A 23,265-nucleotide genomic window follows, 5' to 3' on the forward strand; every position below is an offset into this window, starting at 1 on the left:
ATTATTCGCATGCCCACCCCCTACACTTTGATCCTCCTCCGCCACGGCAACAGCGTGTGGAACCAGCAGAACCTCTTCACAGGCTGGGTCGACGTCCGGCTCAGCGACCAGGGCGTCGCCGAAGCAACCCGCGCGGGCGAGCTCCTGGCCGAGTCCGGCCTCGCGCCCGACATCCTCTACACGTCGGTGCTCACCCGCGCCATCCAGACCGCGAACATCGCGCTCGACGTCGCCGACCGGCTCTGGATCCCGGTCGAGCGCTCCTGGCGCCTCAACGAGCGTCACTACGGCGCGCTGCAGGGCCTCGACAAGGCGGAGACCCTGGAGAAGTACGGCCCGGAGCAGTTCCAGCTCTGGCGCCGCTCGTTCGATGTCCCGCCGCCGCCGCTCGCCGACGACAGCGAGTGGTCGCAGGCGAACGACCCGCGCTACGCCGACCTGGGCGACGACCTGCCCCGCACGGAGTGCCTGAAGGACGTCATCGCCCGCATGCTGCCGTACTGGGAGTCCGACATCACCGTCAGCCTCGCCGAGGGCAAGACGGTGCTGGTGACCGCGCACGGCAACTCGCTGCGCGCGCTCGTCAAGCACCTCGACGGCATCTCCGACGAGGAGATCGCCGAGCTCAACATCCCGACCGGCATCCCGCTCGTCTACAAGCTGGACGAGACCTTCGCGCCGATCGAGCCCGGTGTGTACCTCGACCCGGAGGCCGCCGCCGCCGGGGCCGCGGCCGTCGCGGCCCAGGGCAAGAAGTAGGCCTCACGGCCCTCCCGTCGTACGTCGTCGTCGCGTTCCTGCCGGAACGCGGCGGCGACGTCGTCGTTCCGGGGGAGTTCGCCGCGGGGGACTGGCCGCTGCACATCACCGTCGTTCCGCCCTTCCAGACCGAGCTGGAGCCGGACGCGCTCGCCGCGCTTCTCCCGCACGGGCCGCGCATCCCGGTCGTCGCCGGGGCGCGGGCGTCGTTCGGCCACCGCCGCGCGGTGCCGGTCACGCTGGTCCGGCCGTCGCCAGCGCTGCTCGCGCTGCATGTGGCGTGCGTCGACGCGCTGGAGGCCGCAGGCGCCGTGATCGCCGACACGCGCCACATCCGCAGCGGCTACCGGCCGCACGCGAGCGACCAGCGCTCGGCCGCGCTCGCCCCCGGCGACCATTCCTCCCTGGTCGAGCTCGCGCTTGTTGAACGCACCGCCCGCTCCCGCAGGATCGCCGCGCGTATCCCACTCCTCTGACCGTGGTCGGGATGTGTATGGTCGCATGTCAGGTTCGAGATTTGACACGGTGCGCGCGAGCTTGTAGCTTCGAAGCCGAAATACTCCGCTTTACGCGGTAGTACGTTTTGTGTCGAAACAGGGGTTTCTCATGGGCCAGATCAGCGTTACACCGGAAGAACTGAAGCAGCAGGCTCAGGTCTACACCCGCTCGAAGGAAGAGATCGAGCAGGCGATCCAGAAGGTCAACCAGATGAACTCGACCATCGCCGACCAGTGGAAGGGCCAGGCGTTCCAGGCCTACCTCGAGCAGTACAACCAGCTCCACGAGAGCGTGAAGAAGTTCGAGGAGCTGCTCGTGAACATCAACGAGCAGCTGAACAAGTACGCGGACACCATCGCCGAGCGCGACGCGCAGGATGCGCAGAGCTTCGGCTTCTGACCGGATCCTCGCCGCGGGTGTGGCCGTGGGTGCGCTTGCGATCGGTCTGACGATCGGCGCGCCCACGGCTCTGGCTGTGACCGACGACTCGGACGGCGCGGGCAAGCTGAGCCTCAACACGACCGTCCTCGTCAACGATTCGGTCGGCACCGGTTCCTCCGGCGAGTTCGCGATCCGAAGCAGCCTGTTCTCCGACCGCCTCTCCGCGCGAGCCGACCAGCAACGGGCACGGTCCGTCGAACGGCTGAACGTCGTCGAGCACCTGGATTTCGCCGGACCCCGGCCAACCGGTGAGCGGTACCAGTCGGTGCGAGCAGCGTTGTTCGAGGACTACTCCTCCGACGTGATCGCATCGTCTTCGGACCAACGCGAGGAGTCCCCTGTCTTGTTCGGTGTGCTGGCCGCGGTCGCGGTACCGCTGGTGTTGGTGGGGGATTCGTGCTGGGACGATTCTGGGCGAGAAGAAGCCGGGCGGCGTCGTGATCGAGATCACCCTCGTGTATGCCCACCGGCAGATCGACCTCCTGGTGCCCGCCGCCGTCCGGTTCGACCGGCTGCGGCAGTTGATCCGAGACGCGTTCGCCGCGAAGGGCACGTTCCTGCCGGACGGTTTCTCGTTCGTGCTGGACGACAAGGCCCTCGCGGTGAGCGGGCACGACTTCATCTCCTCTTTCGGGATCGGCAACGGCGACCGCCTTCAGATTGTGAATTGACCAGGTAAATGCGTATTGAGATAGACGGAACGGTCCTCGAGCTCGAGGCGAGCTCCGGCAGGATTCACGCGAGCGTGGACAAGAACGGTTACCAGGGTGGGAGCCTCGATGTGATCTCCCGCTACGTCGACGCGCACGAGACCGACACCGGACTCGAGCTCGCCTACGACCTCGCAGACGGCGAGGTCAGTTTCGGGGACGCCGTCGGCATGGCCAGGACCCGCCTCGATCGGCTGTCGCTGGCCCAGAAGCTCGTGGCGTGCGTCGGCTATCGCGACGGCTTCCGAGTGCCCGTGATCCATCCGGACAACGTGTATCTCAACGGCGGCCTGCTCCGCGTGGTGCACTGCGGCCTCCAGGGCATGCTCGCCCCGATGGCGTTCGATGAGACGCACTTCTTCGCCTCGCTGCAGGCGATGGTGCTGCACGTCTTCCGTCCGAAGCTCGCCTTCGAGCAGCTCCTCGACGGGGCTGCGGCACTGCAGGACAAGTTCTCGGTGGCGGTGCGGCAGGCGACGACAGCCGACGAGCTGTTCGCGTTCATCGACGCGCAGCTGAAAGACGAGCAGGCGGAGGTCGCGGCTCGCAAGGTCAGTGTTCCGAAGCGCCGGTATGCCGGGTACCGCCTCGTCGGTGCGCTCGGCCTCGCGGCGGCGGCGGTCGCCGGCGTGTTCGCGTGGCAGACCGCGGATCACAACCGGCTGCAGGACGCGGTCGTGGCCTCCCAGGCGCGCTTCCTCGCGAACGACTACGGCGGTGCGCTGACGGAACTGGAAGGCTTCGCGGCCACCTCCCTGCCGGCGTCCGCGAAGTATGTGCTCGCGGTGTCGAGCGTCAACCTGGACGACCTCACCGCCACGCAGAAGCAGGCGATTTTGAACACGATCTCCCAGAAGTCCGACGACGTGACCCTGAACTACTGGATCGCCATCGGCCGCGGTGAGTTCGAACAAGCCCTCGACTACGCGCAGAACCTCGGCGACGACCAGCTCACCCTGCTCGCCTACACCGACCTCTACCAGTCCACGAAGCTCGACTCCCGGATGGCCGGCGGTGAGAAGCAGAAGCTCCTGGACGAGTACGCGAAGGCGATCGACCAGTTGACGGCCAAGCTGGAGGGCACGAGCGACACGGCGGCAGCGGAATGAGCGTCTTCGAGACGGAGCAACTCGCCGGGGCTCAGGGTCCGGCCCTCGATTCCCGGCTCGAGCCGGGTCAGCTGCTGTTCCTCGTGTACGTGGTCGACGGCCGGAGTGCCGTCAGGCTGACGCTCACCGAAGAGCACCCGTTCGTCGAGCATGACGGGCACAAGTTCAGCGTGATCAACGATGCCCTCTACGTCGACGGGGATCTGATCGGCGCCGGGCACAGGACCGTCGGGACGCTGGAATGCGTCGTGGTGCCCGCCGCGGACGCCCGTACCGAGTGCTTCGTCGCAGATGCGCGCAGCGACCTCGTGATCGGCGACGTCCCCTACGCCAGCATCCGGGCAGCGGGCTCGCCGACGTTGATCGTGCAGGAGGACTCGCTGATCGTCGAGGCACGTGGCCAGCTCGTGTACATCGACGGCGTCGCGGTCGCCGGGCGGCAGATCTGCGACCTCGACGTCGGCACGGTGGTCCTGACCGCGGGATTCATCCTCGAGAAGCGGCCGGCGCAGTACAAGATCACCACGTTCGGCTCGGATGTGGACTTCGATCGCACGAAGCTGCTGGTGCAGCCGCCGGAGCGGGAGTTTCCGGCGGATTTCCCCGAGTACCGGAGATCCCCGAAGCTGAACCTGGAGGTCGAGGAGGCCGAGTTCACCCTGCAGGGGCCCGACAAGCCGGGCGCGAAGCCGAAGAACCGGCTCCTGCGGATGGTGGTGCCCCCGTTCTTCATGATCGTGGCCTCCGGAGTGACGACGCTGGTCATCGGGAGCAATCCGGCAATGATGCTCGGCATGGGCCTGGCGACCCTGCTGACGGCGTCGTTCACGGTGTCGCAGTACGTCACCGAGCGGCGGGAGTCCAAGGCGACCGCGCTGAAGTCCGAGGAGGACTACACCCGGTATCTCGTGCGCACCGTCGCCGGCGTCTCCAAGGCGTACGACGACGAGCGCGACGTGCTGCGCTACCAGCAGCCGAGCCCGCAGGAGCTCGCGGCCATGGTCGAGCGGTACGACCCGCGGATCTACGAGCGGCAGCGCTTCAACAAGGACTTCCTCCGCGTCTCGCTGGGGCTGTCCGATCGCCCCTCGGCGCTCTCAGTGTCCTCCGACGTGAGCGAGAAGGACGCGACCGCCGAGGCGCAGCAGGTGTCCGACCTCGCGTCGGGGTTCCGGACTCAGCGCGATTCGCCGACTCCGATCGGCCTGGCGGGGCAGACGCTCGGAATCGTCGGCCCTCCCGCCGTCGTCACCGACTACCTGCAATCGGTCTTGTTCCAGACGGCCTTCTTCCACTCCTACCGGGACGTGAACTTCATCAGCCTGCTCTCGCGGGAGGCGTACACGCAGACCTGGAGCGCGTGGCGTCTGCTGCCGCATTTCACGCTGCAGGAGCTGAACATGCGGGGTCTGATCTACAACGACAAGCTGCGCGACGTGGTGCTGAACGGGTTCTACCAACTTCTCCAGAAGCGCAAGCAGGCGCTGAAGGACGCGGGCACGCAGAAGCCCCAGTTCGCACCGCACTACCTCTTCACGATCTCCGACGACCGCCACCTGGCCGGCCACGGCATCAACGAGCTGCTCGCGGAGGACATGAGCGAGCTGGGCGTGACGGTGATCTGGTGCAGCGAGGACGCGAAGCTGCTGCCCGAGACGGTGACCGCGCTCATCCAGGCGCCGCACCAGGTGAAGGGCGAACTCGTTACGGACAACAGCGTGTACGTCGCGACGCCGTTCACGCCGTACGTCTCGCCCCAGGACCTCGAGCACTCGCTCCGCAGGCTCTCGAATCTGAACCACGTAGAGGTCGAGAAGAACGCGATCCCGGAGGCGCTGAGCCTGCTGGAACAGTACGAGGTGAAGACCGTCGAAGAGCTGACGATCGCCGACCGCTGGGCGCGAGCCGAGCCGAACAAGTCCATCTCGTCGCTGATCGGCTGGCGCGGCAAGTCCGATCACGTCCACTGGGATCTGCACGAGCGTGCCCACGGCCCGCACGCGCTGGTCGGCGGCACGACGGGGTCGGGCAAGTCGGAGTTCTTGACCACCTACCTCATCGGTCTGGCGATCAACTTCTCGCCGGAGGACGTGGGCATGCTCATCATCGACTGGAAGGGCGGCGGCATCGCCAACACGCTCGATCGGCTGCCGCACTTCATGGGCGCCATCACCAACCTCGATGGCGCGGGCACGGCCCGGGCGCTGGCGAGCATCAAGGCGGAGCTCGACAAACGGCAGCGCGAGTTCGCGATCTACGGCGTGAACAGCATCAACGCGTACATGACCTTGTACAAGCAGCGCCATGACCCGAAGCCGGAAATGAAGTACCCGACGAAGCCCCTGCCGCACTTGGTCCTGGTGTCGGACGAGTTCGCCGAGCTGAAGGCCAACGTCCCGGAGTTCCTGGACGAACTGACCTCGGTCGCACGCATCGGCCGGAGCCTCGGGGTGCACCTGATCCTCGCGACGCAGAAGCCGAGTGGTGTGGTGAACGACCAGATCGAGGCGAACTCCACATCGAAGATCGCCCTGAAGATGGCCGGTGAGCAAGACTCGAACGAGTTGCTGAAGACCACGGACGCCGCACACATCACCAACCCGGGCCGCGGTTACCTGAAGGTCGGGCAGAACGAGGTGTACGAGCTCTTCCAGAGCGGCTACGCCGGCGTCCCATACGATCCTGACGCGCAGGTCACCGAGAAGGTGGACGAGCGGATCTACAAGATCAACGACCTCGGCCAGTACGAGCTGTTCTTCGACCCCGACGAGGAAGTCGAGCAGGGCAAGGACACAAGCGAACTGCCCTCGCAGCTGGAGGCGGTCATCGACACCATCGCTCAGATCTTCGACGGCGACGACGCGCTCACGCAGCCGGACAAGCCGTGGTTGCCGAGTCTGGGCGAGAACATCCCGACTCCGGAGCCGGCGGCAGGCGCCGGCCTGAGTGTGCCGCTCGGCCTGCTCGACATCCCCAGCCGGCAGGCGCAGGAGAACTACGACTTCGATCTGTTGAAGGCTGGGCACACCGTGTTGTTCGGCAGCCCCGGCTACGGCAAGTCGACAGTGCTGCAGACGCTCGTGGTCAATCTCGCCAAGGCGAACACGCCCGAGCGCGTCCACGTGAATCTCATCGACTTCGGGAACAACGGGCTTCTGCCCCTGAAGGACCTTCCGCATGTCGCCGATATCGTCACGCTCGAAGAGGGCGAGAAGCTCGGGAAGATGCTGGACGCGATTGCGGGCCTGCTCGCGACCCGTAAGCAACAGTTCAAGGAGGCGGGGGTCGCGAATATCGAGCAGTACACGGCGAAGACGGCGCGGGATTTGCCGATCGTGGTCAATGTGCTCGACGGATATGACAACCTCACGGGCGATGACCGGAGGAAGGACTCGATCGACAACCTGCTTCTGCAGGTGCTCCGCGAGGGCGCTGCGCTCGGGGTGTACGTCGTGCTGAGCGCGAGCCGAGTGGGAGCGGTGCGGGTCAACATGCTCAGCAACATCTCCACGAGGCTGTGCCTCTACCTGAACGACGAGAGCGAGCTGGGCCAACTCATGGGCCGAGAGCGGCTGCTGCAGGTCGACGCCCCCGGCAGAGGCCAGCTGCTCGTCGATGCGCCGACCGCGATCCAGTTCTACCTGCCGGTGCCGGGTGAGAACGGCTCGGAAACCCTTTCAGCACTCGAAGCGCGCGTCGCGGCGGTCGACGCCGCGTGGGCGGGCGACAAGCCGAAGCGGATTCCGATGGTGCCGCGAGAGCTCACCCCTCGGCGTTCGGTGAGTTCGCTTCGGTGCGTGACCTCAGAGCCGTGGGCGGGACGCCGTTGGGGCTGTCGAAGGCTACGACGAACGCACTCGGGTTCGTGCCCCGTTCGCAGCCGTACTTCCTGTTCGCAGCGCGGGACGATGAACAGGAACTCCTCTTCCAGGAAGTTCTGCTCTCTCAGGGGGCGCGGGTGAGCGCGGAGTTCCTGATCGTCGATTTCGACGAGAGCTTCGAGGAGGCGTTGGAGGCGACTTCGTTGCCGGCGAACTTCAGCTACATCACGAGCAAGAACGACGCCAATCAGCTTGTCGCGGGAATCGTCGCGTACCTGAACCTCAATAAGAAGAAGGACCTGGGTGCTCACACGGTGCTCGTTGTGGCGAATCTGGGGGATTTCATCGCCAAGACCGGAGTGAAGCCCGAAGACTTCGCGCTCGCACTGAAGAACACCTTCAAAGCAGGCCTGGATTTCGTGATCTTCAGCAGGCACGACTACATCGCCAAATCGTTCGACCCGGTGCCGAAGCTCATCAGGGAGCTGAAGTTCAGCGGGCTGGTGGGGGCGCGGGCCTACGACAGTGCCCTGGTGAAGAGCTTGGGGATTTCGAGCGAGCCCGAGCCGCGAACCGACGAGCCGTTTTTCGTGGTCCGTGGTGGCAGCACGTTCGAGAAGATCAAGCTCCCGAAGCAGAGCGGGGCGGCGGTATGAGCGAGATCCCGGAGCTGCTTCCGTTGGGGAGTGCCGTGACGATCGAGGACGACGACGCCATCTACGTCATTGTCGCGAGAGGTCTCCAAAAGCTGGACGACGACGGATTCCTCGCCGGCTACAAGGGCGTGCGGCACCCCCAGGGGGCGGGCGCGGGTGTGCGGGAGATCGTGATCCGACAGACCCAGATCGCGGAGGTCGTTCACCGCGGGCATGAGGACGCGAAGGATGCGGTGTTCGCGAGAGAGCAGCTCGACAACGCGAAGACACCGCCAGCGAAGAAGCCGCCTCCTGACGAGGAGCCGGATCTGACGGTGGACCTCACCAAGCCTGCGGCTGTCACCGCACTTGCGCCGCCGCCGGCGCGCACCGAGGCGCCGGCGTCCGTGGGGTCGGTGATGAACATGAAAGACCCGTTCAGTGAGTTACGAAGCAAAGGAAGACGCGCATGACCCAGGACCAGCCTGAGACTCGATCGTTCCTCCCGCTGGGGAGTGTCGTGATTCTGAAGGGGTCGGTGAAGAAGCTGCTGGTTGTCAACCGCGGCTCGATCGTGGAGGGCGAGTTCTTCGACTACGGGGCGTTCCTGTACCCGGAAGGCATGATCGACACGAACGTCGCGTATTTCAACCGGGACGACATTTCGAAGGTCGTGGCCGAGGGCTACTCGGATGCCGACAACGAACTCGTACTCGAGATCCTTGAGGGGGCGCACGCCGAGTTCCAGCAGGGCGCTAGCGGTGAGCAGGTCGTCGCCGCACCTGTTGCCCCGGTGGTGATCGACGATGACCCGTTCGCGGGTGTTCGTGATCTGGGTGATGACGATGAGTGACGAGCAGGCGTTGGCGAGGGTGCGGGAGCTGGAAGCGGTCATCCACCAGCTCGAGCGGGTGCGAGGTGATGTGCGCGACTTCAGCGTCGGCACCTACGAAGACGCCGGCCGGGCGGTGTGGGCGGGTCAGAAGCGGACGAGGTTCACGAACCGTTTCGATGTGGCCAAGTCGAACTTCGACCGCATCAGCGAGCAGATCGGGCAGGCGATCAGTGAGTGCAAGAGCAAGCAGCGCAGTCTGGCGTTTTCAATCAACCCGATCGAGCACCCCTTGCTTTCGGTGCAGGCCATCGCGATAGCCCTGGACTGAGTGGTGTGAGGAGGCGATAGGTCATGGCGACGAGAAGCATTCAGAAGGGTTTTAACGAGGAGGCGCGGAAGGTATCCACGCTCACCTCTCGTGTTGCCGAGACGAAGGACGGTTGGGAACGCGGCGACAACCTCAATGTCCCCGGCGCGAAGGCGGTGTCGGAGATTTACGCGGATCTGTCGACCGTGATCGCGGGGTTCGGGGTGTTGGCGCAGAACGACACCGGCGCATTCCAGAAGTTCGGCGTGAATATCGAGGTCCAGGATCGTGAGGATGCTCGGAAGTGAGTGTTGTGGAGTTTTCTGCGGATTCGTGGCAGGCGTCGTCGCCGGGGTTGCAGGAGGGGCTTGCACATCGGGTTGAGGTGTTGTCTGAGCTGGTGAAGGGGTTGGAGGCTTTAGCGGCGTCGAACCAGATCAGTGGTGTGGGTGCGGATGCGATGCGTGCGTATATCCGGGAGGTTCAGGTCCCGGTCGCGCGGTCGCTTCTGGTGGGTGTCTCAACGTTCCAGACCGCGATCGGCGTGTATTGGGCGGGGTATGCCCAGGTCGACACGGATGGGGATTTCCGGCTCGTCGCAGACGAGTTCGACGCCCACCTGACCCAGCTGGATACGGGGTTGGGCCGGTTGCGCGGGTTTGAGACGGAGCTCACGCGGATCTCTGCGGGAGCGGGACATCTGGTGTCGTTGGGTGGCGCTGGTGCGCGTGCAGCGGGGGCTGCGGTCGAGGACTTCGAGGGCATGCGGGCCATCGCCAGAATGCAGAAGGAGACCTGGGAGGCGTATGAGGCGTCAGATCCCGGCTTCAACCAGGTCCGCGAACTGATCGCTGAGCTGAAGGGTGTTCTGAAGAACCTCGGGTCGTTGACGGTCGGGCGAGGCCGGTCGTACACGGCGGGGAGTTTCGACCTGACCCTGGCGCGGTTGGGTGAACTCACGACCGGGATGTTCGAGTACTGCCAGGCGAACCAACAGGTCGCCTCCGAAGGCTGGAAGGACATGTTCGACAAGTACGCCCAGGACGTCGACGCGGCCCGGCGGGAGCAGGCGCTGACAGATCTGATCTGGGACGGGTTGCAGATCCTCACCGGCGCGGTTGTGACCGCGATCGGGTTGGGGTTGACCCCGTTCACGGCCGGGTTCTCGCTGGGCCTGACCGCTATCGGCGGCACGCTACTGGTGGGTGGGATCAACAGCGCGATCAACCACGTCTCGATCGCCGCCACCGGCAACGAGCTGGATCTGGCCGGCATGGCCGGCCAGTGGTGGGATGCGAGTGTCGCGCGGCCGGTCGCGGACTGGGGCGGGGATTGGCAGTACGTGGGCGGCTTCCTGTCGGGGGCCGGGCATGCTGTCACCGGGATGGCGCAGTTGAACGTGCAACAGATCGGGGTGGGGATTACCGCGCTTGCCACCGACCAGGCTGCGCGTGACGCGTTGTGGCAGCAGGTGTCCGGATTCGTAGGCCGGATAGCCAGTGGGGACAAGTTCGCAGTCGGACAGGTGGTCGGCGAGGTGGCCGGGCTGATCATCCCGGGCGCGGCGGCCGCGAAGCTTGCCCGGGAAGGGGGCCCGGTCGCCAAGATGGGCGGAATGGCCGACGGGCTGGTGAAACCGGCCAAGCTCCCCCACCTGTCCAGCCCAGACTCCCCGCACCGGCGCCAGGGTCCGTCGGCGAGGTTCAAGCTCTGAAGGATGCGCTGACGGAGGCGACTCGGGCGAAGGATATTCCCGGGTACGACCCGACCGGCGGTTTGGGCTGGGACCGGTTCCTGGAGAAGCACCTCAACGGGTTCGACTCCGAGGGCCGCCCTGCGTGGAAATGGCCTGACGACCCGCCTCACACGGACGGGTTCATGAACGGGATGTCGAAACCCGCCGACCTCGCTCCCGGTGACACACTCGAACGCATCACCTTCCGAGAAAGCTCCGGTCTGCCTGCCGACGGCGACTTTGCGGCTCCCCCGGGAACGGCATTCGACAAGCTTTCGCTGCCACCGGACCGGCTTGGTGGGAACGCGATGGTTGTTCGGTACGAGATTCTGAAGCCGCTACCGGAGAATGTGCGAACGGGTCAGATCGCGCCCGGGTTCGAACAACCCGGTCTGGGCACCCAATACCACTTCCCTGACGGCATCCAAGAACTTGTCGACGGGAAATACCTGAAGGAGATTCCATGAACCACGAGCAGTACGTAGCGGCCATGTCCGCGCTTGGATATTCGAGAGCGGATGCTGAAGGCCTTATTTGGCTGTCCAAGAACGCCACTGATGTGGTCTTACGAAGAAACAACTTCGTTCCACGAGGTGACGGTCTCTACGAAATCTGGATCGCAAACGAAAGAGACTACTTCCGTCGCGTTCGTAAGGATGGCCGGGAGTTTCTTGGAACGCTAGGCGAGGCTTACGAGCTTATCTATGAACAAGTCCGCAAAGGGCTTGAGGCGCACCCGGGTGCACAGCGCAACTCCAAGTGACCGCGACTGGGTTGGCGCTCGCTGCCGACCGCCAGCGGTAGGAGACCGATGAAGCGTAAGCAGTACATTGCAGCTATGTCAGCGCTCGGCTACTCGCGTGAGGTGGCTGAGGGCCTCATTTGGCTGTCCAAGTGTTGACGACGCTCGAATTCTGAACGGTATCGACGCTTGAAAAGTGAACACTCAACGATTGGAGAGTGATCACTTTGGAGGATTGGGCGCTGATCAGGAGGCTCGCTGCGGAGGGTGTTCCGAAGGCCCGGATAGCCGACCGGTTAGGGATCTCGCGCACGACGGTGTGGAAGGCGGTGGGTTCTGATTCGCCGCCGACGTATCAGCGCAGGGCTGCGCCGACCTCGTTCGATCCGTTCCAGGCCCGGGTGCGGGCGTTGCTGGCGGAGGATCCGGAGCTGCCGGCGACGGTGATCGCGGAACGGGTGGAGTGGCCGGGATCGATGTCGTGGTTCCGTCAGAACGTGAAGCGGCTGCGGCCGGAGCATCGTCGGATCGATCCGGCCGACCGGCTGGTCTGGGAGCCAGGCGATGCCGCCCAGTGCGATCTGTGGTTCCCGCCGAAGAAGATCCCGCTCGAGGACGGGACAGCGTGCTTGTTGCCGGTGTTGGTGATCACGGCCGCATTCTCGAGGTTCGTCACCGGGCGGATGATCCCGACCCGGAAGACGGAGGACCTGCTGTTGGGGTCGTGGGAGTTGATCCAGCAGCTGGGCGCGGTCCCGCGTCGACTGATCTGGGACAACGAGCCCGGCATCGGCCGCGGACCCCGGCGCGCGGAAGGGGTGAGCGCGTTCATGGGGACTCTGGCGACCAGGCTGGTGTTGCTGCCGCCGCGAGACCCGGAGTCCAAAGGCATCGTCGAGCGCCGCAACCGATGGTTCGAGACCTCCTTCATGCCCGGGCGCAGCTTCGCCTCCCCGGCGGACTTCAATACCCAGTTCGCCGACTGGCTGACACGAGCTAATGCCAGGGTGGTGCGGACCACGAACGCGTCACCGATCTCGAGGCTGGCGGCGGATCAGGCGGCCATGCTGCCATTGCCGCCGATCCCGCTGCATCTGGGCTGGCGCAACCAGGTCCGTCTCGGTCGGGACTATTACGTCCGGTTGGACACCACTGACTACTCCGTCGACCCGTCCGTGATCGGCCGCCTGGTCGATGTCAGCGCCGACCTGGAACGGGTGCGAGTGCGCGCCGGCGGCCGTCTCGTCGCTGACCATGCCCGTCTCTGGGCGCGGGGAACCACGGTCACCGATCCGGCTCATGTTCAAGTCGCAGCCCGGCTGCGCAAGCAGTTCCAGCAACCCAGACCGGTTCGGCCGGTCGATGATCTGCACCGGGACCTGGCCGACTATGACCGGGCGTTCGGGCTGACCGGGGAGGTTATCTGATGCCCCCAACGAGCTCACCGGCCGAGGCGGTCAAACAGATCACCTATCTCGCCGCCGCGTTGAAAGCACCCCGGATCACCGATGCCGCGGCCCGACTCGCGGACCAGGCCAGGGACTCCGGCTGGTCGTTCGAGGACTACCTCGCCGCCGTCCTGGAACGCGAAGTGTCCGCCCGCAACGCATCCGGAGCAGAGCTGCGGATCAAAGCCGCCGGATTCCCCGCCCGGAAAACGCTGGAGGACTTCGACTGGGACGCCCAACCGACCGCCCGACAACAGATCGCTCAACTGGCCTCCGGCGGGTTCCTCCTGGAAGCGCAGAACGTCGTCCTTCTCGGCCCTCCCGGAACCGGGAAAACACACCTCGCGACCGCGCTCGGGATCGTCGCCGCCCGACACGGACACCGGGTCCTGTTCGCGACCGCGACCGACTGGGTCACCCGCCTCACCGACGCCCACCGCGCCGGCCGGCTGCCGCAGGAACTGGCCCGGCTGCGTCGATACGGGCTGATCATCGTCGACGAAGTCGGATACCTCCCGATCGAGCAAGACGCCGCGAACCTGTTCTTCCAACTCGTCTCCAGCCGCTATGAACACGCGTCGCTGATCCTGACCTCGAACCTGCCCTTCAGCGGTTGGGGCGGCGTCTTCGGAGACCAGGCCGTCGCCGCTGCGATGATCGACCGGATCGTCCACCACGCCGACGTCCTCACCCTCAAAGGCGCCAGCTACCGACTCCGCGGCCGAGGCATCGACAGCCTCCCCAGCATCCGCACCACCACCGCCGACACCGAGAACTAGACTGCCCGCAACCGTTCACTTTTCACCCGGCGAAACCGTCCAGAATCCGAGCGGCGTCGACACCAAGGACGCCTCTGATGTGGTCTTGCGAAGAAACAACTTCGTTCCGAGGGGTGGCGGTCTCTACGAGATCTGGATCACAGACGAACGAGATTACTTCCGCCGCGTTCGCAGGGATGACGGGAAGTTTCTTTTGACGCTAGGCGAGGCTTACGAATTCATTTATGAGGCGAAGCGGGAATGGCTCGATGCGCACCCGGATGCACGACGCAACTCCGAATGACCGCGACCGGGTTCGAGCTCGCTGACGATCGCCAGCGGTGAGGAGATTCCATGAACCACAGGCAGTACATTGCAGCCATGTCAGCGCTCCGATATTCGAGAGCAGGAGCGGAAGACCTCATCTGGCTGTCCAAGGACGACTCTGATGTGGTCTTACGAACAAACAACTTCATTCCAAGAGGTGACGGTCTCTACGAAATCTGGCTATCGGGGGACCGAGACGGCTTCTTTCGCGTTAGCAAGGATGGCCGGCCGTTTCTTGGAACGCTAGGCGAGGCTTACGAGCTTATCTACGACCAAGTCCGCGAATGGCTTGATGCGCACCCTGATGCACGGCGCAACTCCGAATGACCGCGACCGGGTTCGCGCTCGCTGACGATCATCGGCGGTAAGGACATTCCATGAACCGCGAGCAGTACATTTCAGCCATGTCAGCGCTCGGCTACTCGAGAGCCGGCGCTGAAGACCTCATTCGTCTCTCGAAAGACGCGTCTGACGTTGCGCTACGAATCAACAACTTCGTCCCGAGAAGCGACGGTCTCTATGAAATCTGGCTATCGGGGGACCGAGACGGCTTCTTTCGCGTTAGCAAGAATGGCCGGGAGTTTCTTGGAACGCTAGGCGAGGGTTACGAGCTCGTTTATGAGGAGAAGCGCGAATGGCTTGAGGCGCACCCGGATGCACAGCGCAACTCCGAATGACCGCGACTGCGTTTGAAGGGAACGCCCTGTTGCTGAGGAGCTGGCTGCGTCTGTCTTTGCCGAGCTCGAGGTAATACTCTGCCTTGCGCTCGTCGTCGCTGATTCGAGGAATAGCTCCGAACAGTGGCTCGTCCAGCCGGTGGTCAGCCCGAATCATCTTTCGCGCGAAGCTCTCCCCGAACTTCCAACTCAACGTCTGTCGTCCCTTAGCCGCGGCGCGCAAGGGTCCGGACCTTCCTCCTGCGGATCGCGCCGGCGACCGCCATCGCGAACCCTCCCACGAGCAATCCGCCTGCGAACACGACCAGCCACTTCGGATCCAGCATGGCCGTCGAGTCGGCGGCGACCGACGCCACGCTCGCCCGCTCCGGCGTGACGTTCGTCGCGTCGATCGGTGCCGAGAAGAAGGAGTAGATGCTCCCGGGGTCGACGCCCGGCGTCCGCGTGTTCGCCAGGACTGTGGCGAAGTTGGCGTAGTACGCCTCGTTCTCGGTGAGCCCCGTGTTGCCCGAGGACAGCAGCTTGTTGACGCCGGTGAATACTCTCTCGGCGCCCGTGGATGTGCTCGTCGAGTTCTTGAGGAGGGCCTCGAACTGGCTGGAGTTGTCGGGCACAGCCGTAGCACCGGTGGTGAGCCTGCTGCTGGTGTCCGCCGATTGCGTGATAAACGCGGTGATGTCATCGGTCAGTTGATCGCTGGTGTCGACGAACACCCCGGAGGTGTCGGGGGTGTACGTGCTCCAGTCCTGGACGTCGAGGCTGTTGACGGTGCTCGGTACCAGGGAGGCGTCTTTGACGGCGTTCAGCATGTCCGCGTGCCAGAGGTCCAGGTTCGTCAGCTCGGGCTCGAACAGCGGAGCCGGCGCACTGCTCGGGTCGAGGGAGTCCCGGAGGGCCTCCAGCGCCTCGATCTCATCGTGCAGGAACTGGAGGATCACCGGGTGGACGGGATGGGTCGGCACGGCCGGGTCCAGGGGCACCGCAGGCACGGCAAGGCCAGGCGGGGCCGTCGGGGGAGTCGGTGGAGGCCCATTGCCGGGAACGGGCGGAGTGATCGGCGCCGCCGACGGGTTCAGCAGGTACTCGATGACGCGCAGATTGGTGATCCTCTGGTCGAGGCTGTCGACGATGCCGGCGAGGGAAAGTGCGTGACCCTCGGAGAACTGCGCGATCGCCTGGCGGAGCTCGGCGAGCCGGCTCTGGAAGTGCGGGGGAGCGGCGCCTCCCGCATCTACGCACGGCTCGGGTGCGTCGGCCACGTCGAGACCGTTGAGCTTGCACAGCATGCCGGTCGTGAAGCCGTCGAACTGCGTCCCGTAGAAGCCGTGGTCGGACTCGGCCTGGTCAGCGATGCCCCGGTTGCTGTTGTCCACGTTGATCTGGGCGATGTCCCGTTGCCGCTCGGCGTATGCCTCGATGCCGGGCAGTTTGCCGGTGAGGGCTTCGCTGTTGGCGGCGAGCAGATCCAAGATCGACTTCGCGTAGGAGCTGTACGCCTCGGCGGTCGCGGCATCGACATCCTTCAGCCCGGACGCTCTCGCGATGAGGCTCTGGAAGGTCGGCATCGTTGCCGAGAACGGCTCCTGCACTTCCGAGGCGAGCGCCGCGATGAGCGCCTTCTGGATGCCGAGTGTGGCGCTCATCTGCCCGTCGGCCTGCGCGATGTTGTCGGCGAGCGAGGCGTAGTACATCGTGACGACGCTCTGGTTGAAGTCGTGGACGATGCCGCGGATCCTGCTCTCCAGCAGCCGGTCCGCGCTGACGTCCGGCTGGTGCCGGAGCCGGAACTCCACCGTCGCCTTGGTCGGACTGGTCTCCTGGAGCGTCAAGATGTCGTGCGTGAACGACCGGGGGATGTAGAGGAGGGCGTCGACGGAGCCGTCCTTGTACGCCTTCTCCGCCACGGGCCGGGAGACGACCGTCCAGTTGTACTCGGAGTCCTTCGAGATGCGGTCGACGAAGGAGGTGCCGAACGCATACTCCTCGCTGTTGAACTCAGCAGCGAGGTCCTCGTTCACCAGGCCCACCGTCGGCCGGAAGTCGCCGACGCGATGGGCGGCATCGTCGTTCAGGATCACGAAGCCGGCGACCAGCGCCGCCAGCAGCACGGGCACCGACAAGAACCGTACGAGCTTCGCTCTGCGCTTTCCTCTTGACGCCCCCGCCATGTGCACCTCTCCCCACGAGATCGCTGTCTGCCCCGCCCATCCTAACGTTTCTGAAATCCGAGGACAGATATCCAAGCTGAGGCGTGGAGAAAGCAGAACCGCCGAGCACGCGGACTGTTCGCGTACTCGGCGGTTCCGAGAAGAAGGGGAGGGGTGTCAGCCGGCCAGTTCCGGGGCCCAGTCGCCGGTGGCGAGGTACTGGACCTTCTTGGCGATGGAGACGGCGTGGTCGGCGAAGCGCTCGTGGTATCGGCTCGCGAGGGTGGCGTCGACGGTGTCCACGGCCTGCCCCTTCCAGGTCTCGCCGAGCACCTTGTCGAACACGCTGGCGTGCAGCTCGTCGATGTCGTCGTCGTCGTTGCGGATCTCGTCGGCGATGCGCATGTCCTGGGTGCGGAGCAGCTCGGCGAGCTTCTCGGCGATCTGCACGTCGAGGCGGCCCATCTCGGCGAACGTCGAGCGCAGGCTCTTCGGCACGACCTTGTCGGGGAAGCGGTAGCGGGCGAGCTGGGCGATGTGCTCGGCCATGTCGCCCATCCGCTCCAGCGAGGCGCTGATGCGGAGCGCGCTCACGACGATGCGGAGGTCACGGGCGACTGGCTGCTGGCGGGCGAGGATCTGGATCGAGAGCTCGTCCAGGAGCACGGTGAGCTCGTCGATGCGGTGGTCGTTGGCGATCACCTCTTCGGCGAGGGACACGTCCGACTCGTTGAACGCCTCCGTGGCGCTGCGGATCGAGCGGACGACCAGCTCGGCGATCTGGACCAGCCGGTCCTGGACGTCGGCCAGCTCCTGCTGGAAAACTTCGCGCATGGGATGAGGTCCTTCCTGGGCGTGCGCGGGCACGCGGGATACAGGGGTCGGTACTGACCCCGTTCAGCATGGTCGCTTCGGGAGGTTAACGGACGGTGCCGTAGGGCTGAACACTGTCTAACGTACCCGCGAAAACACGCGGCGGAGAGCCTGATCGGTCCCGGCGCGTCCTCGCGCATCACCTACGCTTTGGGTATGGACTCCGCCTGGTTGGTGCTGCTCTCGCTCGGCCTGGGGCTGGTCGTCGGCGCGGGGTTCGTCTGGATCCTCCACATCGCCGCGCGCCGCGGGGACCACGCGGCAGCGGTTTCCAACCCGGCGGTGCCGGACGGCGTGGATCAGGTGCTCGACGCGATGGAGTCCGCGGGCGTCGTCATCGACCCGTCCAACAACGTCATCAAGGCGTCCCCGGGCGCGCACGCGATCGGCCTGGTCTGGAACGGCGCCCTCGTCCACCCGCACCTCGTCGAGCTCGTCGACCGGGTCCGCCGCACGGGCGAGCCGATCACCGAGGAGTGCGAGCTCGCGCGGGGACCGTTCGGCGACGCCAACATCCACCTGAGCGTGCGCGTGGCGCGGCTGGGCTCCCGGTACATCCTGCTGCTGGCGGAGGACCGCACCGAGTCGTTCCGGCTGGAGTCCGTGCGCCGCGACTTCGTGGCGAACATCAGCCATGAGCTGAAGACCCCCATCGGCGCCGTCGGCCTCCTCGCCGAAGCGCTGGACGACGCCTCCGACGACCCTGAGCAGGTGCGCCGGTTCGCGCTGCGGCTGAGCGAGGAGGCCTCCCGGCTCGCCCGGATCACCCAGGACATCATCGAGCTGAGTCGCCTCCAGGCCGCCGACGCCCTCGGCGACGCCGAGGAGCTCTCGGCGAAGAAGGTCGTCCGGGCCGCCATCGATCAGAACAAAGTCGCCGCGGAGTCGCGCCAGATCGAGATCGCGATGCGCGGAGAGAAGGACGCGACGGTGATCGGCAACGAGGCGCTGCTGGTCACCGCGGTGCACAACCTCATCTCGAACGCGATCCAGTACTCTCCGGAGGACTCCCGGATCGGCATCGGCGTCCGCACGATCGACGGCGTGGTCGAGATCGCCGTCACCGACCAGGGCGAGGGCATCCCCGAGGAGGACCTCGACCGCGTGTTCGAGCGCTTCTTCCGGGTGGACCAGGCCCGCTCCCGCAACACCGGGGGCACCGGGCTCGGTCTCTCCATCGTCAAGCACGCCGTGCAGAACCACGGCGGGGAGGTCCGGGTCTGGTCGCAGCCCGGCCGCGGCTCCACCTTCACCATCCGGCTGCCCGAGGCGGCCACCGTCCGTCCCCCGATTGGAGAGAACCTGTGACAGCGATCCTGCTCGTCGAGGATGAGGGCGCGCTCAGCGAGCCGCTCGCGTACCTGCTCAAGCGCGAAGGCTACGAGGTGACCGTCGCCGAAGACGGCCCGTCGGCCCTCGCGGAGTTCGACCGTGGGAGCGCCGACCTGGTGCTGCTCGACCTCATGCTCCCCGGCATCCCGGGTACGGAGGTGTGCCGCGAGATCCGCACGCGCTCCAACGTCCCGATCATCATGCTGACCGCCAAGGACTCCGAGGTGGACATCGTGGTCGGGCTGGAGCTCGGCGCGGACGACTACGTCACCAAGCCGTACTCGTCGCGCGAGCTGCTGGCCCGCATCCGCGCGGTCCTGCGCCGGCGCGTGGACGAGGCGGAGCTGGAAGACGACGGCGTCCTGGAGGCCGGCACGGTCCGCATGGACGTCGACCGGCACACCGTCGCCGTCAAGGGCAACGAGATCTCCATGCCGCTGAAGGAATTCGAGCTGCTGGAGCTGCTCCTCCGAAACGCCGGACGCGTGCTCACCCGCGGTCAGCTCATCGACCGCGTGTGGGGAAGCGACTACTTCGGCGACACCAAGACGCTCGACGTGCACATCAAGCGCATCCGCTCGCGCATCGAGGAGAGCCCGTCGGACCCGCAGATGCTGGTCACGGTGCGTGGGCTCGGTTACCGGTTCAACGCCTGACGGCGGCCGGCGCCGCGAACGACGAAGCCGCCCTCGCTTCTCGCGAGGGCGGCTTCCGTGTCTTCGGGCTCGTGCCCGATCAGCCCTGGGCGGGCAGGATGGCCGGCGGGACGAGCTGCTTGTAGTCCGGGAGGCCGCCGTCGAGGACCGGGACCTGCAGCTTCACGCCGGTCGCGTCGCCGTACTGGAAGTACACGTCGTAGTTGCTGCCGGGCAGCGCGTCGAACGGGGTGAGGAAGACGTTGCTGGCGGAGGCCTTGTCGGGCTGGGAGCCGACCTTCTTGACCTGGCCGGGCTCGACGGTGACGTAGGCAGCGCTTCCGGAGTTCGCCGAGGTGATGGCCACGCGGTGGCTCTTGCTGTCGGTGTTCACCAGGCTGACCACGAGGTTGCCGACCTTGCCGTCGACGCCGTCGGTGACGATGAAAGCGTTGCGCACGTCGATCTGGCCGACGTTGCCGCTCACTCCGTCGCTCGCGTCGTAGTGCTTCGTGGTGGCCTGCGGTGCGATGAATCCGCACCCGGCGGTGCCGGCTGCGACCGCCAGGGCGAGGACGATGGACGCCGCGACGCGAGCTTTCACTGGATGATCCTCCGAATCGTTCCGCTCGACGGCGCGCTGATGCCCTGTGACGAAGCGGGTGTGAGCACGAGTTTACCGTATGCCGACAGGGCTTCCCGGCCTCCCGGGAGGTGCAGGGGCGAACCTTAGCATGTGCCTCGTGTGGTATCCTATTCGTTGCTGAAGGGACAACATATCTATGCTTTTCGAGGTTGGCGAAACCGTCGTTTACCCCCATCACGGTGCTGCAACGATCACCGAGGTCAAGAAAAGAATCATCAAGGGTGAAGAGAAGCTGTACCTCAAGCTCAACGTGACTCAGGGCGATCTGACCATCGAGGTCCCCGCTGAGAACGTGGATCTCGTGGGTGTGCGCGACGTCATCGGCAAGGAGGGCCTCGACCGCGTGTTCGAGGTGCTGCGCGCCCCGTTCACCGAGGAGCCGACGAACTGGTCCCGCCGCTACAAGGCGAACCTGGAGAAGCTGGCGTCGGGCGATGTCATCAAGGTCTCCGAGGTCGTCCGCGACCTCTGGCGCCGCGACCAGGACCGCGGCCTGTCCGCGGGCGAGAAGCGCATGCTGGCCAAGGCCCGGCAGATCCTCATCTCGGAGCTCGCCCTGGCGGAGAAGACCGACGACGAGAAGGCCTCCAGCCTCCTCGACGAGGTGCTCGCCTCCTAACCCGCGATTCACCTGCTTTCGAGAGGCCCGCGACTTCGGTCGTGGGCCTTTCGGCGTTCCTGGGAGGGTCGCTGCGGGCCGGGTAGTCTCGTGACGTGAGCAGCAACCCTGGACCGCGCGTCGCGGTCGTCGTCGTCGCGGCCGGATCGGGCACGCGACTGGGAGCCGACGTACCGAAGGCGTTCGTGGACCTCGACGGGCGCACCCTGCTGGAGCGTTCGCTGCATGCCGTGCGCGGCATGCGGGCTGCGGCGGACCCGGTGCTCGTGGTCCCGTCCGACCGTGTGCAGGAGGCGGCGGAGGTCGCGCTGCGCGTATTCGGGCGTCCTCCGGCGGTGGTGGCCGGTGGCGCCACCCGCCAGCAGTCCGTCGCCGCCGGGCTCGCCGCGATCGCCGATGACGTCGACGTGGTCCTCGTCCACGACGCGGCCCGTGCGCTCACGCCCTCCACACTGTTCGACGCGGTGGTGGAGGCCGTGGTCGAGACGGGGCACGGCGTCGTCCCCGGCCTCCCGGTCAGCGACACCATCAAGCGCGTCCACGGCGACCGCTCGGTCCACGAGACCGTGGACCGGTCGAGGTTGGCCGCCGTGCAAACCCCTCAGGGCTTCCCGCGCGACCAGTTGCTCACGGCTTACGCCGCCGCGACGACCGACGAGACCGACGACGCGGGGTTGGTGGCCGCGGCCGGATACCGCGTGACGGTGCTGCCGGGCGCGACGGAGGCGTTCAAGATCACCACGCCGTGGGACCTGCAGCGCGCGCGCGACCTGGTCGGCTCCGCCCGCATGCCGCGGATCGGGCTCGGGACTGACACGCACGCGTTCGATCCGTCCGCCGAGCTCTGGCTGGCCGGCCTGCTCTGGCCCGACGAGCCTGGGCTCTCTGGTCACAGCGACGGGGACGCGGCGTGCCACGCGATCGTCGACGCGTTGCTCGGGGCCGCGGGTCTCGGAGACATCGGCGGCGTGTTCGGGACGGGCGACCCGCGGCTGGCGGGAGCGCACGGTGAGGTCTTCCTCGCGGAGACGCGCCGCCTGGTGGAGGACGCGGGCTTCCGGATCGGGAACGTGTCCGTCCAGCTGATCGGCCAGCGACCCAAGTTCGCGCCGCGGCGGGTGGAGGCCGAGCAACTGCTGTCGGGGATCCTCGGGGCCCCGGTCTCGCTCGCCGCGACGACCACGGATGGACTGGGCTTCACCGGGCGCGGTGAGGGGATCGCCGCCTTCGCGACAGCGATGCTGTTCGCGCGCTGAGCGACGGCCCCGGGCTCAGCGGCCCGGCGTCAGTGGCATCGTGTCAGTGGAATCGTGTCAGTGGAATCGTGTCAGCGGCCCCGGTCAGCGGCCTGGTGTCACCGGCCTGTCGTCACCGGTCAGCCTGGTGTCACTGGCCGGGCGTGAGCGGTCTCCAGTGGTCCTGGCCAGGGTCCTGACCGGCCGCCGCGAGGGCGAGGCGGGGGAGGAAGTGCGCCCAGCCGGCGCGATGACCGGCGACGCGCGGCTCGGGGAGATCCGTGTGGTGGACCTCCACACGCGTCCCCGTCGCGATCGGGGTCAGCGTGAACGTGACGGTGGACGCTCCGGGCGGGAGGTCGGCGCTGCCGGCCACGCCCCAGCTCACGACGACGCGATGCGGCTCGTCCACCTCCAGGAACTCGCCGCGGATCGGGCTGCCCGCGATGTCGGCGGTGAACTCGCCGCCCGGGCGCGGATCGAGGACGGCGTGCTGGCCCATCCACGCGGTGAGGCCATCCGCCGTGACGAGGTACGCGAACACCGCTCCGGGCGGCGCCGCGATGTCGACCGCAGAACGATGCTCAGCCATCGGTCGTCTCCTGGCCGCTCTCGACGGCCGCCTTCAATGCCGACAAGCGGCTCGGCCAGAACTCGTCGAGGTAGCAGCGGACGGCGGCGAGGCCGTCGTCGTCCACGACGAAGAGATGCCGGGTGCCGTCGCGGCTTCCGGAGACCAACCCCGCGCGCCGGAGCACCCCGAGATGGTGCGAGGTCGTCTGCTGCGAGAGACCGAGCTCGGAGGCGAGCCGGCCGACCGGGGTCGGGCCGTCACGGAGCGCCGCGAGGATTGCGCGCCTGTTCGTATCGGCGAGGGCGGTGAGGGCGGCGTCGAGCGAATGGTCGATGGCGGTCTGCGGCATGGGCCTCCTGTCGATTTCAGGCTAGCACAAATGTGTGTTTGTACTTATTCTGA

General features: G+C 66.2%; 27 protein-coding genes. 22 read left to right on the forward strand and 5 right to left on the reverse strand.

The genetic code is table 11. From position 1 onward, the window contains the following. Nucleotides 1–9: 9 nt before the first annotated feature. The 18 genes from ACR5MH_RS21090 to ACR5MH_RS21175 all read left to right on the forward strand — a co-directional run bounded on the left by ACR5MH_RS21090 (nt 10) and on the right by ACR5MH_RS21175 (nt 14,802). Entirely contained in the window at nt 10–759 is a 750-nt protein-coding gene (locus ACR5MH_RS21090) for a phosphoglyceromutase (RefSeq protein WP_431348967.1), read from the forward strand. A gap of 38 nt (nt 760–797) precedes the next feature. Then, on the forward strand, nt 798–1,235 hold the full coding sequence (locus ACR5MH_RS21095; RefSeq protein ID WP_431349478.1) for a 2'-5' RNA ligase family protein: 438 nt from the start codon (nt 798–800) through the stop codon (nt 1,233–1,235). Nucleotides 1,236–1,365: 130 nt separating this feature from the next. Further along, nucleotides 1,366–1,656: a WXG100 family type VII secretion target gene (locus ACR5MH_RS21100; RefSeq protein WP_369962389.1), complete on the forward strand. Its 291-nt coding sequence runs from the start codon at nt 1,366–1,368 to the stop codon at nt 1,654–1,656. 479 nt (nt 1,657–2,135) lie between these two features. Then, the gene (locus ACR5MH_RS21105; RefSeq protein WP_431348969.1) at nt 2,136–2,369 is read left to right on the forward strand and encodes an EsaB/YukD family protein; all 234 of its coding nucleotides are present in this window, start codon (nt 2,136–2,138) and stop codon (nt 2,367–2,369) included. Between the two features lie 74 nt (nt 2,370–2,443). Continuing rightward, nucleotides 2,444–3,517, forward strand: a complete 1,074-nt coding sequence (essB, locus tag ACR5MH_RS21110; RefSeq protein ID WP_431348970.1) for a type VII secretion protein EssB — start codon at nt 2,444–2,446, stop codon at nt 3,515–3,517. Beyond that, the gene (gene essC / locus ACR5MH_RS21115; protein WP_433862122.1) at nt 3,514–7,479 is read left to right on the forward strand and encodes a type VII secretion protein EssC; all 3,966 of its coding nucleotides are present in this window, start codon (nt 3,514–3,516) and stop codon (nt 7,477–7,479) included. Before essB ends, essC begins: the two co-directional genes overlap by 4 nt. Then, nucleotides 7,476–7,994: a hypothetical protein gene (locus ACR5MH_RS21120; protein WP_433862123.1), complete on the forward strand. Its 519-nt coding sequence runs from the start codon at nt 7,476–7,478 to the stop codon at nt 7,992–7,994. The genes essC and ACR5MH_RS21120 overlap by 4 nt, the downstream gene beginning before the upstream one ends. Continuing rightward, on the forward strand, nt 7,991–8,446 hold the full coding sequence (locus ACR5MH_RS21125; RefSeq protein ID WP_431348972.1) for a DUF4176 domain-containing protein: 456 nt from the start codon (nt 7,991–7,993) through the stop codon (nt 8,444–8,446). The genes ACR5MH_RS21120 and ACR5MH_RS21125 overlap by 4 nt, the downstream gene beginning before the upstream one ends. Further along, nucleotides 8,443–8,826 (forward strand): DUF4176 domain-containing protein, encoded by a 384-nt coding sequence (locus tag ACR5MH_RS21130; RefSeq protein WP_431348973.1) that lies wholly within the window; start codon nt 8,443–8,445, stop codon nt 8,824–8,826. Before ACR5MH_RS21125 ends, ACR5MH_RS21130 begins: the two co-directional genes overlap by 4 nt. Beyond that, nucleotides 8,819–9,136 carry a hypothetical protein gene (locus tag ACR5MH_RS21135; RefSeq protein ID WP_431348974.1) on the forward strand — a complete coding sequence of 106 codons (318 nt, stop codon included), beginning with the start codon at nt 8,819–8,821 and terminating at the stop codon, nt 9,134–9,136. Before ACR5MH_RS21130 ends, ACR5MH_RS21135 begins: the two co-directional genes overlap by 8 nt. Nucleotides 9,137–9,159: 23 nt before the next feature. Further along, the gene (locus tag ACR5MH_RS21140) at nt 9,160–9,423 is read left to right on the forward strand and encodes a hypothetical protein (protein ID WP_431348975.1); all 264 of its coding nucleotides are present in this window, start codon (nt 9,160–9,162) and stop codon (nt 9,421–9,423) included. Beyond that, on the forward strand, nt 9,420–10,829 hold the full coding sequence (locus ACR5MH_RS21145) for a hypothetical protein (RefSeq protein ID WP_431348976.1): 1,410 nt from the start codon (nt 9,420–9,422) through the stop codon (nt 10,827–10,829). Before ACR5MH_RS21140 ends, ACR5MH_RS21145 begins: the two co-directional genes overlap by 4 nt. 164 nt (nt 10,830–10,993) lie before the next feature. Further along, entirely contained in the window at nt 10,994–11,317 is a 324-nt protein-coding gene (locus ACR5MH_RS21150; protein ID WP_431348977.1) for a TNT domain-containing protein, read from the forward strand. Next, nucleotides 11,314–11,613, forward strand: a complete 300-nt coding sequence (locus ACR5MH_RS21155) for a hypothetical protein (protein WP_431348978.1) — start codon at nt 11,314–11,316, stop codon at nt 11,611–11,613. Before ACR5MH_RS21150 ends, ACR5MH_RS21155 begins: the two co-directional genes overlap by 4 nt. Nucleotides 11,614–11,810: 197 nt before the next feature. Then, nucleotides 11,811–13,019, forward strand: a complete 1,209-nt coding sequence (gene istA, locus ACR5MH_RS21160; protein WP_431346167.1) for an IS21 family transposase — start codon at nt 11,811–11,813, stop codon at nt 13,017–13,019. Then, entirely contained in the window at nt 13,019–13,819 is an 801-nt protein-coding gene (gene istB / locus ACR5MH_RS21165; RefSeq protein ID WP_431346168.1) for an IS21-like element helper ATPase IstB, read from the forward strand. Before istA ends, istB begins: the two co-directional genes overlap by 1 nt. Nucleotides 13,820–14,152: 333 nt before the next feature. Then, nucleotides 14,153–14,452, forward strand: a complete 300-nt coding sequence (locus ACR5MH_RS21170) for a hypothetical protein (RefSeq protein ID WP_431348979.1) — start codon at nt 14,153–14,155, stop codon at nt 14,450–14,452. 50 nt (nt 14,453–14,502) lie between these two features. Continuing rightward, complete coding sequence (locus tag ACR5MH_RS21175) at nt 14,503–14,802, forward strand: hypothetical protein (RefSeq protein ID WP_431348980.1); 300 nt, start codon at nt 14,503–14,505, stop codon at nt 14,800–14,802. 206 nt (nt 14,803–15,008) lie between these two features. Here ACR5MH_RS21175 and ACR5MH_RS21180 read toward each other — a convergent pair whose 3' ends face one another. Both ACR5MH_RS21180 and phoU read right to left on the reverse strand, forming a co-directional pair. Further along, entirely contained in the window at nt 15,009–16,916 is a 1,908-nt protein-coding gene (locus tag ACR5MH_RS21180; protein WP_431348981.1) for a hypothetical protein, read from the reverse strand. Between the two features lie 210 nt (nt 16,917–17,126). Next, the gene (gene phoU, locus ACR5MH_RS21185; RefSeq protein ID WP_431348982.1) at nt 17,127–17,783 is read right to left on the reverse strand and encodes a phosphate signaling complex protein PhoU; all 657 of its coding nucleotides are present in this window, start codon (nt 17,781–17,783) and stop codon (nt 17,127–17,129) included. 195 nt (nt 17,784–17,978) lie between these two features. Between phoU and ACR5MH_RS21190 the strand changes: the two genes are divergently transcribed. Together ACR5MH_RS21190 and ACR5MH_RS21195 are read left to right on the forward strand one after the other, a co-directional pair. Then, complete coding sequence (locus ACR5MH_RS21190; protein ID WP_431348983.1) at nt 17,979–19,130, forward strand: sensor histidine kinase; 1,152 nt, start codon at nt 17,979–17,981, stop codon at nt 19,128–19,130. Further along, nucleotides 19,127–19,810, forward strand: a complete 684-nt coding sequence (locus tag ACR5MH_RS21195) for a response regulator (protein WP_431348984.1) — start codon at nt 19,127–19,129, stop codon at nt 19,808–19,810. Before ACR5MH_RS21190 ends, ACR5MH_RS21195 begins: the two co-directional genes overlap by 4 nt. Before the next feature lie 79 nt (nt 19,811–19,889). Here ACR5MH_RS21195 and ACR5MH_RS21200 read toward each other — a convergent pair whose 3' ends face one another. Beyond that, nucleotides 19,890–20,393, reverse strand: coding sequence for a hypothetical protein (locus ACR5MH_RS21200; RefSeq protein ID WP_431348985.1), 504 nt, complete (start codon nt 20,391–20,393; stop codon nt 19,890–19,892). Nucleotides 20,394–20,571: 178 nt separating this feature from the next. Between ACR5MH_RS21200 and ACR5MH_RS21205 the strand changes: the two genes are divergently transcribed. Continuing rightward, nucleotides 20,572–21,054: a CarD family transcriptional regulator gene (locus ACR5MH_RS21205; protein WP_021763858.1), complete on the forward strand. Its 483-nt coding sequence runs from the start codon at nt 20,572–20,574 to the stop codon at nt 21,052–21,054. Nucleotides 21,055–21,149: 95 nt separating this feature from the next. After that, the gene (ispD, locus tag ACR5MH_RS21210) at nt 21,150–22,310 is read left to right on the forward strand and encodes a 2-C-methyl-D-erythritol 4-phosphate cytidylyltransferase (protein ID WP_431348986.1); all 1,161 of its coding nucleotides are present in this window, start codon (nt 21,150–21,152) and stop codon (nt 22,308–22,310) included. 130 nt (nt 22,311–22,440) lie between these two features. Here the strand turns inward: ispD and ACR5MH_RS21215 are convergent, their stop codons facing one another. Continuing rightward, complete coding sequence (locus tag ACR5MH_RS21215; protein WP_433862124.1) at nt 22,441–22,881, reverse strand: SRPBCC family protein; 441 nt, start codon at nt 22,879–22,881, stop codon at nt 22,441–22,443. After that, nucleotides 22,874–23,212, reverse strand: a complete 339-nt coding sequence (locus tag ACR5MH_RS21220; RefSeq protein WP_431348988.1) for an ArsR/SmtB family transcription factor — start codon at nt 23,210–23,212, stop codon at nt 22,874–22,876. Before ACR5MH_RS21220 ends, ACR5MH_RS21215 begins: the two co-directional genes overlap by 8 nt. Between the last annotated feature and the right edge of the window lie 53 nt (nt 23,213–23,265).

Source organism: Streptomyces sp. L7 (genome assembly GCF_050990935.1).
In the GTDB taxonomy this organism is placed as follows: Bacteria; Actinomycetota; Actinomycetes; order Actinomycetales; family Microbacteriaceae; genus Leifsonia.

Bases quoted from the DNA above. Each gene is read 5' to 3' on its own strand.
- ACR5MH_RS21215 (WP_433862124.1), bottom strand. From the start codon at position 22,881: ATGGCTGAGCATCGTTCTGCGGTCGACATCGCGGCGCCGCCCGGAGCG.
- ACR5MH_RS21090 (WP_431348967.1), top strand. From the start codon at position 10: ATGCCCACCCCCTACACTTTGATCCTCCTCCGCCACGGCAACAGCGTG.
- ACR5MH_RS21205 (WP_021763858.1), top strand. From the start codon at position 20,572: ATGCTTTTCGAGGTTGGCGAAACCGTCGTTTACCCCCATCACGGTGCT.
- ACR5MH_RS21150 (WP_431348977.1), top strand. From the start codon at position 10,994: ATGAACGGGATGTCGAAACCCGCCGACCTCGCTCCCGGTGACACACTC.
- istB (WP_431346168.1), top strand. From the start codon at position 13,019: ATGCCCCCAACGAGCTCACCGGCCGAGGCGGTCAAACAGATCACCTAT.
- ACR5MH_RS21135 (WP_431348974.1), top strand. From the start codon at position 8,819: ATGAGTGACGAGCAGGCGTTGGCGAGGGTGCGGGAGCTGGAAGCGGTC.
- ACR5MH_RS21175 (WP_431348980.1), top strand. From the start codon at position 14,503: ATGAACCGCGAGCAGTACATTTCAGCCATGTCAGCGCTCGGCTACTCG.
- ACR5MH_RS21130 (WP_431348973.1), top strand. From the start codon at position 8,443: ATGACCCAGGACCAGCCTGAGACTCGATCGTTCCTCCCGCTGGGGAGT.
- ACR5MH_RS21125 (WP_431348972.1), top strand. From the start codon at position 7,991: ATGAGCGAGATCCCGGAGCTGCTTCCGTTGGGGAGTGCCGTGACGATC.
- ACR5MH_RS21170 (WP_431348979.1), top strand. From the start codon at position 14,153: ATGAACCACAGGCAGTACATTGCAGCCATGTCAGCGCTCCGATATTCG.
- ACR5MH_RS21140 (WP_431348975.1), top strand. From the start codon at position 9,160: ATGGCGACGAGAAGCATTCAGAAGGGTTTTAACGAGGAGGCGCGGAAG.
- ACR5MH_RS21220 (WP_431348988.1), bottom strand. From the start codon at position 23,212: ATGCCGCAGACCGCCATCGACCATTCGCTCGACGCCGCCCTCACCGCC.
- ACR5MH_RS21155 (WP_431348978.1), top strand. From the start codon at position 11,314: ATGAACCACGAGCAGTACGTAGCGGCCATGTCCGCGCTTGGATATTCG.
- ACR5MH_RS21100 (WP_369962389.1), top strand. From the start codon at position 1,366: ATGGGCCAGATCAGCGTTACACCGGAAGAACTGAAGCAGCAGGCTCAG.
- essC (WP_433862122.1), top strand. From the start codon at position 3,514: ATGAGCGTCTTCGAGACGGAGCAACTCGCCGGGGCTCAGGGTCCGGCC.
- ACR5MH_RS21190 (WP_431348983.1), top strand. From the start codon at position 17,979: ATGGACTCCGCCTGGTTGGTGCTGCTCTCGCTCGGCCTGGGGCTGGTC.
- phoU (WP_431348982.1), bottom strand. From the start codon at position 17,783: ATGCGCGAAGTTTTCCAGCAGGAGCTGGCCGACGTCCAGGACCGGCTG.